At 70.4% G+C, this 13387-nt stretch carries 11 protein-coding genes; 9 read left to right on the top strand and 2 right to left on the bottom strand.

Translation table 11 applies throughout. The features are described from left to right. Positions 1–97: 97 nt before the first annotated feature. Positions 98–850 carry a Nif3-like dinuclear metal center hexameric protein gene (locus ABFS34_09205; protein ID MEN8375613.1) on the top strand — a complete coding sequence of 251 codons (753 nt, stop codon included), beginning with the start codon at positions 98–100 and terminating at the stop codon, positions 848–850. A 47-nt stretch (positions 851–897) separates the two neighbouring features. On the opposite strand, the gene ABFS34_09200 is transcribed toward ABFS34_09205, so the two are convergent. Continuing rightward, entirely contained in the window at positions 898–2583 is a 1686-nt protein-coding gene (locus ABFS34_09200; GenBank protein MEN8375612.1) for a M20/M25/M40 family metallo-hydrolase, read from the bottom strand. Between the two features lie 102 nt (positions 2584–2685). Between ABFS34_09200 and ABFS34_09195 the strand changes: the two genes are divergently transcribed. Next, a complete protein-coding gene (locus tag ABFS34_09195; GenBank protein MEN8375611.1) occupies positions 2686–5088 on the top strand; it encodes a M14 metallopeptidase family protein in 2403 nt (800 codons plus the stop codon). Between the two features lie 14 nt (positions 5089–5102). Here ABFS34_09195 and ABFS34_09190 read toward each other — a convergent pair whose 3' ends face one another. After that, entirely contained in the window at positions 5103–5864 is a 762-nt protein-coding gene (locus ABFS34_09190; GenBank protein ID MEN8375610.1) for a zinc ribbon domain-containing protein, read from the bottom strand. A 113-nt stretch (positions 5865–5977) separates the two neighbouring features. On the opposite strand from ABFS34_09190, the gene ABFS34_09185 reads away from it, so the two are divergent. The 7 genes from ABFS34_09185 to ABFS34_09155 form a co-directional block, all read left to right on the top strand. Then, positions 5978–6751 carry a TIGR00730 family Rossman fold protein gene (locus tag ABFS34_09185; GenBank protein ID MEN8375609.1) on the top strand — a complete coding sequence of 258 codons (774 nt, stop codon included), beginning with the start codon at positions 5978–5980 and terminating at the stop codon, positions 6749–6751. A 1-nt stretch (position 6752) separates the two neighbouring features. Beyond that, entirely contained in the window at positions 6753–7679 is a 927-nt protein-coding gene (locus ABFS34_09180) for a TIGR01777 family oxidoreductase (protein MEN8375608.1), read from the top strand. Between the two features lie 74 nt (positions 7680–7753). Next, positions 7754–8851: a lipoyl synthase gene (lipA, locus tag ABFS34_09175; GenBank protein MEN8375607.1), complete on the top strand. Its 1098-nt coding sequence runs from the start codon at positions 7754–7756 to the stop codon at positions 8849–8851. Further along, on the top strand, positions 8851–9921 hold the full coding sequence (gene pdhA, locus ABFS34_09170; GenBank protein ID MEN8375606.1) for a pyruvate dehydrogenase (acetyl-transferring) E1 component subunit alpha: 1071 nt from the start codon (positions 8851–8853) through the stop codon (positions 9919–9921). The genes lipA and pdhA overlap by 1 nt, the downstream gene beginning before the upstream one ends. Further along, positions 9921–10901, top strand: a complete 981-nt coding sequence (locus ABFS34_09165; protein MEN8375605.1) for a pyruvate dehydrogenase complex E1 component subunit beta — start codon at positions 9921–9923, stop codon at positions 10899–10901. The genes pdhA and ABFS34_09165 overlap by 1 nt, the downstream gene beginning before the upstream one ends. A 43-nt stretch (positions 10902–10944) precedes the next feature. Continuing rightward, positions 10945–12231 (top strand): pyruvate dehydrogenase complex dihydrolipoamide acetyltransferase, encoded by a 1287-nt coding sequence (locus ABFS34_09160; protein MEN8375604.1) that lies wholly within the window; start codon positions 10945–10947, stop codon positions 12229–12231. Positions 12232–12287: 56 nt separating this feature from the next. After that, on the top strand, positions 12288–13387 hold a 1100-nt coding region (locus ABFS34_09155), incomplete at its 3' end, for an FAD-dependent oxidoreductase (protein ID MEN8375603.1).

The following is a 13387-nucleotide window of genomic DNA, read 5'->3' as shown; positions in this document are numbered from 1 at the left end:
TGTCCACATGTGAGGCCCACGGGGGCTTCCTCTCCCGCATGGGTCGATACCCGCCCGACCACGTTCCATTTGTTCGGGCTCGCCGTATGTTGAGCCCATGAACACCGCCCAACTGGTTCGTTATCTGGATGAGTACCTGGCCATCCGTGACACGCCCGACGGCGACGGCGCGCTCAACGGACTACAGGTGGCCGGCCCCGACGAGGTGACCCGCATCGCCGCCGCCGTAGACGCGTCCCTCAAGTCGATCCGCGGAGCGGTGGAGGCGGGGGCCAACCTGCTGCTCGTGCACCATGGGCTGTTCTGGGATGGCAACCAGGCCGTCACCGGGGCGCGCTATCGGCGGCTGAAACTCCTCCTGGACAACGACGTGGCGGTATACAGCGCGCACATTCCGCTGGACGTGCATCCCGAGGTCGGCAACAATGCGCTACTGGCGCGCAAGCTGGGCGTGCAGATTCGCGGCCGCTTCGGCGCCTATCAAGGCGTCGACGTTGGCATCTACGGGGACATCGAGGTGGGACTGCGGACGCTGGCGGAGCGCGTAGGAAAGGTGGTAGACGCCAACGTCCGGGTAATCCAGGGCGGCGCGGACCCGGTCCGTCGCGTGGGCATCGTGACCGGTTCGGGGGCGAGCGCGCTGCGAGAGGCCGCCGCGCTCGGTCTGGACGCTCTGATTACCGGCGAGGCGAGCCACCACGCCTACTTCGACGCCACGGAGGGCGGCGTCAGCCTGCTGTTGGCGGGACACTACTCGACCGAGACGCTAGGCGTTGGCGCGCTGGCCGAGCACCTCCACGAGCGCTTCCAGTTGCCATGGACGTTTCTGAACCTGCCTACGGGGCTCTAACGGTCTGTAACAGATGAGTACTTGGTCTATCATCTGTTACAAGTCCTCTAGCGGCCCAACGCCCGGTCGCGCGCCGGCTTGAACTCGGAGGACTCGAACCACTCCGGGAACGCGTCGCCCTCGGCCACGTCATAGCCCACCAGGAACGCCAGACGGGCCTGCTGCACCGCTCCCGACAGGTCCATCAGGGGATCGTATTCATCGGACGGCTGGTGGTAGTCCCGCCCGTCGTAGGCCGCGAGCCTTCGCTCGCCCCAGCCGGCGGGGCGGCCGCGATAGCTGAGGCCGTGCTCGATGTAGAGCGCGGGCACCCCGGCGCGCACGAAGGGGAAGTGGTCGGATCGGAAGAAGAAGCCCTTCTCGGGGGCCCGGTCCGGCGCCAGCCGCATGCCCATTTCGCGGGCCCGTTCGCGCACGAGCATGCCCAGAGTGGACCGGTCCGACCCCATCGCCACGACGTCGTCGGTTTCGCCCCAGAGGTTGCCTCCGTCGATGTTGATGTCGGCCAGAGTCGCGCGCAGCGGGATGGGCGCGTTGCGGACGTAGTACTCGGCCCCCAGCAGGCCAGCCTCTTCGGCGGCGGTGGCGATGAGCACGACGGACCGGCGTGGCCGCGGCTCCAGCGACCCGAATGCCTCGGCCATCTCGAGCAGCAGGGCGACACCGCTCGCGTTGTCATAGGCGCCGTTGTAGATGGAGTCGCCGTCGACCGCCGCGCCCACACCCAGGTGGTCGTAGTGCGTCGTCAGGAGGACAGCCTCGTTGCGCACGGACGGGTCCTCGCCGGGCAGGACGCCCACGACGTTGGCCGTCTCCAGCGCTCGAGTCGACGCGTGCAGGGTGCCGCGGACCGTCATCCCGGTGCGGACCGGGCTGAAATCGCGTACGGCCGCGCGCGCGCTGAGATCAGCCAGGTCCAGCCCCGCGTCGGCCAGCAACTCCCTGGTGAGGTCCCTCGTGACCCAGCCCTGGAGCGGCGTGACCGGGGCCCCGTCCGGGCGCGGCGGCAAGGCGTACTGCTCCCCCGTCCACGATGCCTCGACCACGCTCCAGGGGTAGCCGGCCTGCATGGTCGAGTGGACCAGGAGGACGCCCGCGGCGCCGCGCCGCGCGGCTTCCTCGAGCTTGTAGGTCCAGCGGCCGTAATAGGTCAGCGCAAGCCCCCCGAAAAGGTCGGGCTCGGCGGGTCCGGACGGCGGATCGCCCACGAGGGCGAGCAGCACCGTGCCCGACAGGTCGACGTCGCCGAAGTCGTCCCAGTCGTACTCGGGCGCGCTCACGCCGTAGCCCACGAACACCAGCTCGCCCTCCACGTCGATGGCCGAGTCGGCCACCCCCGGCCACACGACGGCCTCCGATGGGTACGCCGCGGCGCGCTCTCCGGTGGGCCCGCGGAACGCCAGCACGGAGCGGTCCGGGTCCGTGGTGACCCCCACCACCTCGAAGCGCTGCAGGAAGTCGTCCGCGACTGGCTCGAGCCCCGCGCGCGCGAACTGGGTCGCAATGTAGGCGGCCGCCGCGTCCCCGCCGAACGTCCCCGGGGCGCGGCCGCGCAACTCGTCGGCGGACAGGAACCTCAGGTGCGCGTGCAGGTCGCGCTCCGTAATGCTCTCCAGCGCCTCGCGCAGGTCGGCCGCGTTGGCCGTCGCGCCCAGGGTCGCCGCGCCGAGCACTGCCGCAGCGAGCGCCCGGCCGGGGCGCCGAAGGAGAGCCGGAGTCGGTAGTCGGTTCATCGCGCCAGCCGTGTTGTTGGCTCGCGACCCGGCGTGTTACCCTGCCGTGTCGCGCAGCCTCGTCCCTCTTCCCAGACACCCAAACCGCCGGAAGGAGTTCCCATGCAGGGTTCGGTCCGTTGTGCTCTTTGGATCGCCGCGACGGGCGCGTCGCTGACCGCGCCGGTGACGGCGCAGCAGGAGGAGGTCCCGACCCCCGAGGCTTTCCTCGGCCACGCGGTGGGTGCCGACCGCCGCCTCGCGGACTGGAGCGAGGTAACCGGCTACCTCGAGGCCGTCGCCGGCGCGAGCCCGCGCGTCACCCTGGACACCCTGGGCCAGACCACCCTCGGGCGGCCTTTCGTCATGCTCACCATCTCGTCTCCCCGGAACCTGGCCCGCGTAGATCGGCTGCGCGAGGTCCAGCGCAAACTCGCCGACCCGCGCACCATAGGGCCGGACGAGGACATCGAGGCGCTCATCGCCGAAGGCCGAACGATCGTCCTGATCACCGCCTCCATCCACTCGACCGAGGTGGGGTCCTCGCAGGTGCCCATGTCGATCGTACACCGGCTCGCGTCGTCCACCGAGGCGCGCGAGGCGCGCATCCTGGACGACGTCATCCTGCTGCTGGTGCCATCGCTCAACCCGGACGGCGTCGATCTCGTGGTCGACTGGTACGAGCGCACCTTGGGCGAGGAATGGGAAGGCGCCGCGCCGCCGTTCCTCTACCACCACTACGTCGGGCACGACAACAACCGCGACTGGTACGCATTCACCCAGGCCGAGACGCGGCTCGCGATCGAGTACGGCCACAACGACTGGCACCCGCAGATCGTGCACGACATCCACCAGCAGGGCAGCCGCGGGTCGCGCTTCTTCCTGCCGCCGTGGATCGACCCGTTCGAGCCCAACGTGGATCCGCTGCTGGTGCAGGCGATCAACGACCTCGGCACCCACATGGCCTGGCGACTCGGCATGGAGGGCAAGAAGGGGGTGGTGGTGAACGCGACCTACGACGCCTGGACGCCGGCTCGCGCCTACCAGCACTACCACGGCGGCGTGCGCATTCTGAGCGAGACGGCCTCCGCCAACATGGCGAGCCCCATCGAGCTGCCGGCCGACACGCTCACCCCCGGGCGCAACTTCGACGCCCGCAAGCCGAGTTGGAATTTCCCCGATCCGTGGCCGGGGGGCGCATGGGGCCTGGGTGACATCGTGGACTACATGGAGTCGGGCGCGATGGCGCTGCTGGACCACGCCGCGGCGAACCGGGAGACGTGGCTGCGCAACTTCCTGGCGGTCGGCGAGCGAGCCGTGGCGGGTTGGGAAGAGTGGCCGGCCGCGTGGGTCATTCCGGCGGACCAGCGCGACCCAGCGGCGGTGGGAGAGCTGCTGCGTATCCTGCGCGTCGCCGATGTGGAGGTGTACCGCGCCGGGGCCCCCTTCACGATCACCGCCAGGTCCGACGACGCGGCCGGCTTCCCGGAACCGGCCGGCGCGCAGGCGCGCGCTTTTGGGGCCGGCACCTACGTGGTTCCCATGCGCCAGCCGTACGCGTCGTTCGCCCAAACGGTTCTGGAGCGACAGGACTACCCCGACCTGCGGCAGTATCCGGGTGGGCCGCCGCGCGCGCCCTACGACGTGACCGCCCACACGCTGCCGCTCCTGCTGGGCGTGGACGCGGTGCCGGCCGCGCAGATCGACGGAGGCCTCGAGGCGTTGGCGTTGAGCGCGCCGGTGGCGGGCCCGGAGGATCCCGGGGCCGTGCTGGCGGAGGCCGGCGGCGGGCTGGACGAGGACGATTGGCCGCGCATCGCGGTGTACCGTAGCCACCGGCCGTCCATGGACGAGGGCTGGACGCGCTGGATCCTGGATACCTACGGCATCCCGTACGCGTCCGTGGAGGACGCCGACGTGCGCGGCGGCGGACTCTCCTCCGCGGACGTGCTGCTGCTGCCTTCGCAGGGCGCCAACGCGCTGCGCGCCGGCCTCGAGGAGGGAGCCAACTTCCCCGAGTACGTCGGCGGGCTGGGCGAGGAGGGCGCGGCGGCCATCGAGGCGTTCGTGAGCGAGGGCGGCCGGCTTGTGGCGCTGGAAGAGGCCTCGGCCTACGCCATCGATGTTCTGGACCTGCCGGTGCGCGACGGCACCAACGGACTGGGCAACGACGACTTCTTCATTCCCGGCTCGATCCTGGGGCTGGACGTGGCGCCCGACCTGGCCGAGGACGCCGGAGTCCCGGAGCGGATGGGCGCGTGGTTCGAGCGCGGGAGCATGGCGCTGCGGAGCGAGTCGGCCGACGTAACCGTGCTGGCGCGCTACGATCCCGACTGGACGCTCCTCAGCGGCTGGGCGCTCGGGGTCGAGCACGTCGCGGGCGCGGGCGCGCTCGCGGTCACCCGCGTGGGCGAGGGGGACGTGTGGCTGTTCGGGTTCCGGCCCCAGTACCGGGGACAGACGCGCGCGACTTTTCCGCTACTGTTCGAGGCCCTGCGGGGTCGAAGGGGGACGCCGGCCAGCTGATCGGGCGTGCTCGGCTAGCCGCCCAGCGCCGCGCGCGCCGCGGCCTCGTAATCGGGGATGATGGGGGCGTGATCGACGTACTCTTGGAGCGCTCGGTCCCGCTCCGTGGGCAGCGCCTCCAGAAAGCGACGGTGGTAGTCCAGCGCCGCGTCGCGTTCGCCCGCGCCCTCGGCGGCGGCCGCTGCCGCCGCGAGCCCCAGGAGGTGGTTCGGCTCGCCGGCCAGGATTTCCTCCGCTGTGGACCGCGCTGCGGCGTAATCGCCGCCGATGGCCTGCACCAGGCTCAGGTGGAAGCGACCGTCGGCGTCCAGGTCGCCGGCCATGTCGTACGCGTCCAGCGCCATCGGCACGAAGAAGCGGGCCCGCGCGGTGTCGCCCTGCGAGTACTCGCGCATGATGCGGTCGAACAGGCCGTCGGCGTTCGCGCGCATGTCGCCCGACAGCGTGGGCGGGCCCCCGGACGTAGGCGCGGCGCCGGCCGCGGGGCCCGCCGGCTGGCTCGCGGGGCCGGTCACCAGGGGCTGCGTGTCCCCACCCCCGCGGGGCACGAGGAACGCGGCCGCAACGGCGGCGAGCCCGAGCCCTGCGATGATAGCCGCCGGATGCACCTTCCTGCGATCGGGCAACCCGCGCCCGCAGGCGGTGCAGTAGCGAGCGCCGGCGGGCGGAACGGCGCCGCACGCGGTGCACGGAGGCGGCTCGAGCCTGGCCCCGCACTCGGAGCAGAAGGCGCCGTCGACGGAGGCGCCGCAGCGTGGACAATCGGTGGTGGACATGTCGCCTAGGTTAGCAAGGCGGGTGCGGGCGCGACACCGCGCCTTGCGTTCCAAGAGACCGGGCGCGCAACCTTTTTCCTCTGTCGATCGAGCCCGCTAGCGTTGGATCACCCATGAACGAACCCGAGAGACCCGCCATCGACCCGCCCCTGAACGAACCGGGGCACCCGTTCGGAGAGCACGTGCGCGTCACCGAGGATGAGCGACTGCTGGTGCGCGAAGAGCGTGCTCCGGCGTTCGTCCACACGGACACCTGGCGCGTATTCCGGATCATGGGAGAGTTCGTCGAGGGGTTCGACACGCTGGCCGAGCTGGGCCCGGCCGTGAGCGTGTTCGGAAGCGCCCGCACCCCCGAGGACCACCCCATGTACGCCACCGCCCGGGCCACGGGCGCGGCGCTGGCCGACGCCGGATTCGCGGTCATCACCGGGGGCGGCCCGGGCATCATGGAGGCGGCAAACCGCGGAGCGGTGGACCAGGGCGGCACGTCCGTGGGCTGCAACATCGAGTTGCCGTTCGAGCAGGGCGCCAACCAGTTCGTCCGGGTAAGCATCGACTTCCGTTATTTCTTCGTGCGCAAGACGATGTTCGTGAAGTACGCCGACGGGTTCATCATCTTTCCCGGCGGCTTCGGTACCATGGACGAGCTCTTCGAGGCGCTCACCCTGGTCCAGTCCGGAAAGATCTCGCGTGCCTTCCCGGTCGTCCTGTTCGGCCGCGCCTACTGGGCCCCCCTGCTCGACTGGATCAGGGAGACCATGCTGCCGGAGGGCAATATCCGGCAGGCCGACCTGGACCGGCTCGTGTGCACGGACGACCCGGCGGAAGCGACGCGCGTCATGGTGCGTGCTTACAACGAGAGCTCGAGGCCTCGGAAGGAGATCTGACATGGAGCCCAAACGACTCGCGGTTTCCGGCGCGAGCGGGGTGGTGGGCGGCCCGCTGGTGTCCGAACTTCGGTCCTTCGGCCACTCGGTGCGGCTCCTCGTCCGCGACCGGGCCCGGGCGGGGGAGCGGGACAACGTGTACTGGAATCCCGCTGAAGGAGCGGTGGACCCGGCTCCGCTCGAGGGCCACGACGCCGTCATCCACCTGGCCGGCGAGCCCATCTTCCAGGTCTGGACGAAGTCCGCCAAGGAGCGCATCTGGGAGAGCCGCGTGCGCGGTACGCGCCTGCTGGCTGAGGCGTTGGCGAGCCTGAACGCTCCGCCGCCGGTGCTCATCAGCGCGTCGGCGATCGGCTACTACGGGGATCGTCCCGCCGACGAGAGGTTGGACGAGGACTCGCCCAAGGGAGAGGGGTTTCTCGCCGATCTCGTGGCCGCCTGGGAGGAGGCCGCGGACCCCGCTCGCGCGGCGGGAATCCGCGTCATTCACATGAGGCTGGGCATCGTGCTCAGCGCGGCGGGCGGCGCGATGGCCGCCATGCTGCCCGCGTTTCGCATGGGACTGGGCGGACCGGTGGGGAAGGGCACCGGGGCCTTCGCCTGGGTGGCGAGCCACGAAGTGCCGGGGGTCGTGCGGTTCGCGATCAAGAACCGGGCGCTGGAGGGGCCGATCAACGTGGTGGCGCCGCAGCCGGCCACCCAGCAGGAATTCACCGGCGCCCTGGCGAGGGCGCTCGACCGGCCGTCGTTCCTGCGCGTGCCGGCCGCGGTCGCCAGGCTTCTGCCGGGCGGCATGGCCCAGGAGACGATCCTCGCCAGCAGCCCGGTGTACCCGGCCAGGCTGCTCGCTCACGGCTACCGCCACAGGCTGCCCGACCTGGACGAGGCGCTCGGGCACGAACTCGCGCGGTCTCTCGAGCCCGCGTGATCGCGGGATCCGCGCAGGAGGTTGCCGCGATTGTTATCTTATCGGGCTACGATTCGAAGCTACCTGGCGAATAAATGAAGCGAGAAACCATCGCGCAGCGGGGCTACGCGCCCCGCGGCAAGGACACGGGCATCGTCAAGTCGAAGGGCACCGCCCGGCTGCCGGTATTGGAGGGCCAGTCGCCCCTGCCGATGGAGGCGCGCAAGCCATCCTGGCTCAAGGTGCGCTCTCCGGGCGGCGACAACTACCGACGTCTCAAGAAGCTCATGCGCGGGCAACGCCTCCACTCCGTGTGCGAGGAAGCGGGCTGCCCCAACATCGGCGAGTGCTGGGAGGCGGGTACCGCCACCTTCCTGATCCTCGGCGACGTCTGCACCCGCGCGTGCAAGTACTGCGCGATCGCGCACGGCATGCCCACGGAGTTGGACTGGGATGAGCCGCGCCGCGTCGCGGAGGCGGTCGCCGACCTGGAGCTGGAGCACGTCGTCATCACCAGCGTGAACCGGGACGAGCTGGCCGACGGCGGAGCTGCCATCTTCGCCGAGACGATTCGGCTTACCCGAGAGTCTCGGCCGGATTGCACCATCGAGGTCCTGATCCCCGACTTCAAGGGCGACGAGGACGCGCTGCGGGCCGTGGTAGACGCCTGCCCGGACATCCTCAACCACAACCTCGAGACCGTGGAGCGGCTGCACCCGTGGGCACGCCCGGGCGGGCGCTACTGGCGCAGCATCTCCTACCTCGGCGCCGCGAAGCGCATGGATCCCTCCATGCTCACCAAGTCCGGGGTGATCCTGGGCATGGGCGAGACCGAGGAAGAGATCCACGCCGCCATGCTCGACCTGCGCAAGGCCTCGGTGGACATCCTCACCCTGGGCCAGTACCTGCGTCCGTCGGAGCACCACGCCGCGGTGGCGCGCTGGGTGACGCCGGCGGAGTTCGCCGAGTGGAAGCGCATCGGCGAACGGGAGATGGGATACCGGCACGTGGAATCGGGCCCGCTGGTGCGGTCCAGCTATCACGCCGAAAAGCAGGCGCGCACCGTCGACGCCGGCGACGTGGGCGAGATCCGCGACATCCTGGAGGCCGACCTCACCGCGCCCGCGGAGGTGATCTCGCCGGCCGGAGCGGGCAACCTCGTGCAGATCGACCAGCCGCGCCGGTTGGCCTGATGGCGGGGGCCGCGCTCGAGCGCCTGGAGCGGGACGAGCTCCTCGGGATGCTGCGCCTCATGCTGCTGGGCCGACGCTTCGAGGAGAAGGCCTCCGAGTCCTACGCGCTCGGCAAGATAGGCGGCTTCTGCCACCTTTACATAGGCCAGGAGGCCGTCGGCGTGGGGGCGCTCGCCCCGCTGCGCGACGACGACTACGTCATCACCGCCTACCGCGACCACGTGCAGGCGATCGCCAAGGGCGTGACGGCGCGTCAGGTCATGGCCGAGCTGTACGGGCGCGTGGACGGGTGTTCGGGCGGCAAGGGCGGCTCGATGCACTTGTACAGCGCCGAGCACCGCTTCATGGGCGGGTGGGGCATAGTCGGGGGCCAGATACCGGCGGCGACCGGCATCGGCTGGGCGATCAAGTACCGCGGCGGCGACCAGGTGTGCGTGTGCTTCATGGGCGAGGCCGCGGTCAACCAGGGCGCGTTCCACGAATCGCTCAACATGGCCGCGCTCTGGAAGCTGCCCGTCATCTACATCGTGGAGAACAACCGCTACGGCATGGGCACGGCCTGGGAGCGCGCGTCCTCGCTCTACGACATCTCCCAGAAGGCATGCGCGTACGCGATGCCGTCCGCCATCGCCGACGGAATGGACGTGCTCGAGATGCGCGCCACCATGGAGGAGGCCATCGAGCGGGCGCGGGAGGAGTCCATGCCCACGCTCATCGAGGCGCGCTGCTACCGCTTCATGGGCCACTCCATGTCGGACCCGGTGTACGGCGTGTACCGCACCAAGAAGGACGTCGAGGAGGCCAAGCAGACAGACCCCATCGCCACCTACATCGAAGGGCTCAAGCAGGCGGATCGACTGACCACCGAGGATCTGGAGGCGCTGGACCAGGAGGTCCGCGCCGAGGTGGACGATGCGGTCCAGTTCGCCGAGAACTCGCCGCTGCCCCCGGCCGGCGACCTGCACCGCGACGTCTACGCCCAGATCAACGACCACGGAGATCTCTTCTTCGAGGGCGTCGGGGCGCCGGACCCGGCGCTGGGACGGGCCGCGGGCGAGGTCGCGGACTGATGGCGGTCATCACCTACCGCGACGCCCTGAATCAGGCGCTCGCCGAGGAGCTGGAGCGCGATCCGGACGTGTTCCTCATGGGCGAGGAGGTGGGCCAGTACGACGGCGCTTACAAGGTTTCCAGGGGCCTGCTGGAGCGCTTCGGCGAGCGCCGCGTGGTCGACACGCCCATCACCGAGTTGGGTTTCGCGGGCCTCGGCGTCGGGGCGGCGATGGCCGGGCTGCGTCCGGTCATCGAGTTCATGACCTGGAACTTCGCGATCCTGGCGAACGACCAGATCATCAACAGCGCCGCCAAGGTGCATTACATGACCGCGGGCCAGTTCAGCTGCCCGATCGTGTTCCGCGGCCCCACGGGCGCCGCGCTCCAGCTTTCCGCGCAGCACTCCCAGGCGCTCGAGGCATCCTACGCGCACTTCCCCGGGCTCAAGGTCGTGGTCCCCGGCACGCCCGCCGACGCCAAGGGCTTGCTCAAGGCCGCCATCCGCGACGACGACCCCGTCCTCGTGCTGGAGGGCGAGGTCCTCTACGCCATGAAGGGAGAGGTGCCCGAGGACCCCGATTTCGTCATCCCGCTGGGCGTGGCGGAGGTGAAGCGCGCGGGCGCGGACGTGTCCATTCTGACGCACGGCAAGATGGTCAATCTCGCCCTGCAGGCAGCCGAGCGTCTGGCCAAGGACGACGTGGACGCGGAGGTGGTGGACCTGAGGTCTTTGCGCCCGCTGGACCTGGACCGCGTAGTCGACTCCGTACGCAAGACCAATCGCGCGGTCTACCTGGAGGAGGGCTGGGGCTACAGCGGCATCGGCGCCGAGGTCGTGGCGCAGGTGCAGGAAAACGCATTCGACTGGCTGGACGCTCCGGTTCTGCGGGTGCACCAGACCGACGCTCCCATGCCCTACAGCAAGGAGCTGGAGAAGCTCGCCAAGCCGAGCGTGGAGCGTACCATCGAGGCCTGCAACCGGGTGTTGTACAGATGACGCCGACGCGCGCGCCGGGCGCCGCGAGAGACTGAGCGACCACATGGCCACCAAGGTTCACATGGAGGCGCTGTCCCCCACGATGGAGGAGGGACAACTCGTCTCCTGGCTGAAGGGCGAAGGCGACGACGTCGCCGAGGGCGACATTCTCGCCGAGATCGAGACCGACAAGGCGACGATGGAGCTGGTCGCGCGCGGCGCCGGTGTGCTGCGCGCGGTGCTCCTCGCCGAAGGAGAGACCGCCGAGGTCGGCGCCGTGATCGGTGTGATCGCGGCCGCGGACGAGGACATCTCCGCGATCGTGGATGGGGCGGGCGCGCCCGGCGCGGGCGCCGCGGCCGACGCCCCCGCCGCCGAGCCGGGCGAGCAGCAGGCTTCGGCCGTGGCACCGAAGGACCCGGGGCCGACTGACGCGGGGGCGGAGGCAAGCGGCGTCGAAGAAACCGCCGTGGCGCCCGCCGGGTCCGGCGACGGCCGGCTGCGCGCGTCTCCGCTGGCGCGCCGACTGGCGGAAGAGCGCGGTCTCGATCTCGCCTCGATCAGCGGCAGCGGCCCGGGCGGGCGCATCGTCAAGCGGGACGTGGAGGGCGCCGTGGCGGCGCCCGCGGGCGCGCCCGTGGTCGTCGGCGCAGGCGCGCGCGCGGAGACCGAGAGCGTCAAGGTCTCCCAGATGCGCAAGGCCATCGCCAAGCGCCTGGTCCAATCGATCGGCCCGATTCCGACCTTCTATCTGACGATCGAGGCCGATGTCGGCCGGCTGCTGGAGGCGCGCAAGCGGATCAACGCGCGACTCGAGTCGCGCGGCGAGAAGGTGTCGCTCAACGACCTCATCCTGAAGGCGACCGCGGTGGCGCTGCGGCGCCACCCGGAGGTGAACGCGTCCTGGCAGGGCGACACCATAGTCCGCTACGGACGCGTGCACGTGGGTGTGGCGGTGGCCGTCCAGGACGGCCTCATTACGCCGGTGATCCGCGACGCCGACGTCAAGGGCGTCGCCGACATCGGGCGCGAGGTGCGCGAAATGGCCGGGCGGGCGCGCGAGAAGAAGCTGGCCCCGGACGAGTACCAGGGGGCGACCTTCTCGGTGTCCAACCTGGGCATGTTCGGGATCCAGGAGTTCACCGCCATCATCAACCCGCCGGAGTCAGGCATTCTGGCCATCGGCGCGGTCGAGGAGAAGCCCGCGGTGGTCGATGGCGAGGTGGTCGTGCGGCCGCGCATGCGGGTGACCATGAGCTGCGATCACCGCGTGGTGGACGGGGCGATGGGCGCGCGGTTCCTGGCGACCCTCAGGGACTTCCTGGAAGACCCCGTGATGATGGCGCTGTAGAGACACGGACGGGGCGCGCGATCGTCCCGCGGGATACATAGACAGGAGACGGCAGCGTGGCGGACAGGTTCGACGTTGTGGTGATCGGCTCCGGCCCCGGCGGCTACGTGGCCGCCATCCGGGCGGCTCAGCTCGGCATGAGCGTGGCCTGCGTGGAGGCCCAGGAGTTGGGCGGCGTGTGCAACAACTGGGGCTGCATACCGACCAAGGCCCTGCTCGAAAGCGCCAAGTACGCGCGCAAGGTGGGCGGCCTGAAGGACTACGGGATCCAGGTGGCCGACGTGAAGCTGGACCTGAGCCAGGCCGGCAAGCGCGCCGGCAGGGTCGCCACGTCGGGGTCGAAGGGCGTCGCCTACCTCTTCAAGAAGAACAAGATCGAGACCGTCTACGGCTGGGGCCGACTGGCCGGCCCGGGCAAGGTGGTGGTCGAGCCCGGCAAGGTACCGGGCCACGGAGACGGCAAGGCACCGGAGGCCGAGGCCCGTACGCTGGAGGCGAAGAGCATCATCATCGCCACCGGCTCGAGGCCGCGGTCGCTGCCGATTCTGGTAATCGACGGGGACCGCGTGTGGTCCTCGGACCACGCGGTCTTCCCGGCAGCCGCGCCGGAGAGCCTGGCGGTCATCGGCGCCGGCGCGGTGGGGATGGAGTTCGCCGACGTGTACGCGTCCTTCGGCTCCAAGGTCACGGTGATCGAGGCCCTGGACCGCGTGCTTCCCAACGAGGACGCGGAAGCCTCGGCGCTGGTCGCTAAGTCCTACAAGAAGCGCAAGATCGACGTGCTGGAGGGCGCCCGGCTGGAGCGGGCCGAGGTGGGCAAGGACGGCGTCGCGCTCACCGTGAAGGACAAGGACGGCAAGGAGCAGTCGCTCACCGTCGAGCGCGTGCTGGTCGCGGTGGGCCGGGCCCCCATCATCGACGATGTGGGGCTCGACGGGGCCGGCGTGAAGACCGAGAAGGGGTTCATCGTCACCGACGACAAGATGCGCACGAGCGCGCAGGGCGTGTACGCCATCGGCGACGTCACCAAGCCGCCGCTGCTGGCGCACAAGGCGTCACACGAGGGCATAGCCGCCGCCGAGCACATCGCCGGAGACGAGCACGCCGGCGTGGACTACGGCAACATCCCGTACGTGACGTACTGCCATCCCGAGGT

The organism is Gemmatimonadota bacterium (assembly GCA_039715185.1).
Taxonomy (GTDB): domain Bacteria; phylum Gemmatimonadota; class Gemmatimonadetes; order Longimicrobiales; family RSA9; genus DATHRK01.
The sequence above is the reverse complement of the archived record's forward strand: the minus strand, read 5'-3'. Positions and strand labels throughout refer to the sequence as shown.

Bases quoted from the DNA above. Each gene is read 5' to 3' on its own strand.
- ABFS34_09205 (MEN8375613.1), top strand. From the start codon at position 98: ATGAACACCGCCCAACTGGTTCGTTATCTGGATGAGTACCTGGCCATC.
- ABFS34_09200 (MEN8375612.1), bottom strand. From the start codon at position 2,583: ATGAACCGACTACCGACTCCGGCTCTCCTTCGGCGCCCCGGCCGGGCG.
- ABFS34_09195 (MEN8375611.1), top strand. From the start codon at position 2,686: ATGCAGGGTTCGGTCCGTTGTGCTCTTTGGATCGCCGCGACGGGCGCG.
- ABFS34_09190 (MEN8375610.1), bottom strand. From the start codon at position 5,864: ATGTCCACCACCGATTGTCCACGCTGCGGCGCCTCCGTCGACGGCGCC.
- ABFS34_09185 (MEN8375609.1), top strand. From the start codon at position 5,978: ATGAACGAACCCGAGAGACCCGCCATCGACCCGCCCCTGAACGAACCG.
- ABFS34_09180 (MEN8375608.1), top strand. From the start codon at position 6,753: ATGGAGCCCAAACGACTCGCGGTTTCCGGCGCGAGCGGGGTGGTGGGC.
- lipA (MEN8375607.1), top strand. From the start codon at position 7,754: ATGAAGCGAGAAACCATCGCGCAGCGGGGCTACGCGCCCCGCGGCAAG.
- pdhA (MEN8375606.1), top strand. From the start codon at position 8,851: ATGGCGGGGGCCGCGCTCGAGCGCCTGGAGCGGGACGAGCTCCTCGGG.
- ABFS34_09165 (MEN8375605.1), top strand. From the start codon at position 9,921: ATGGCGGTCATCACCTACCGCGACGCCCTGAATCAGGCGCTCGCCGAG.
- ABFS34_09160 (MEN8375604.1), top strand. From the start codon at position 10,945: ATGGCCACCAAGGTTCACATGGAGGCGCTGTCCCCCACGATGGAGGAG.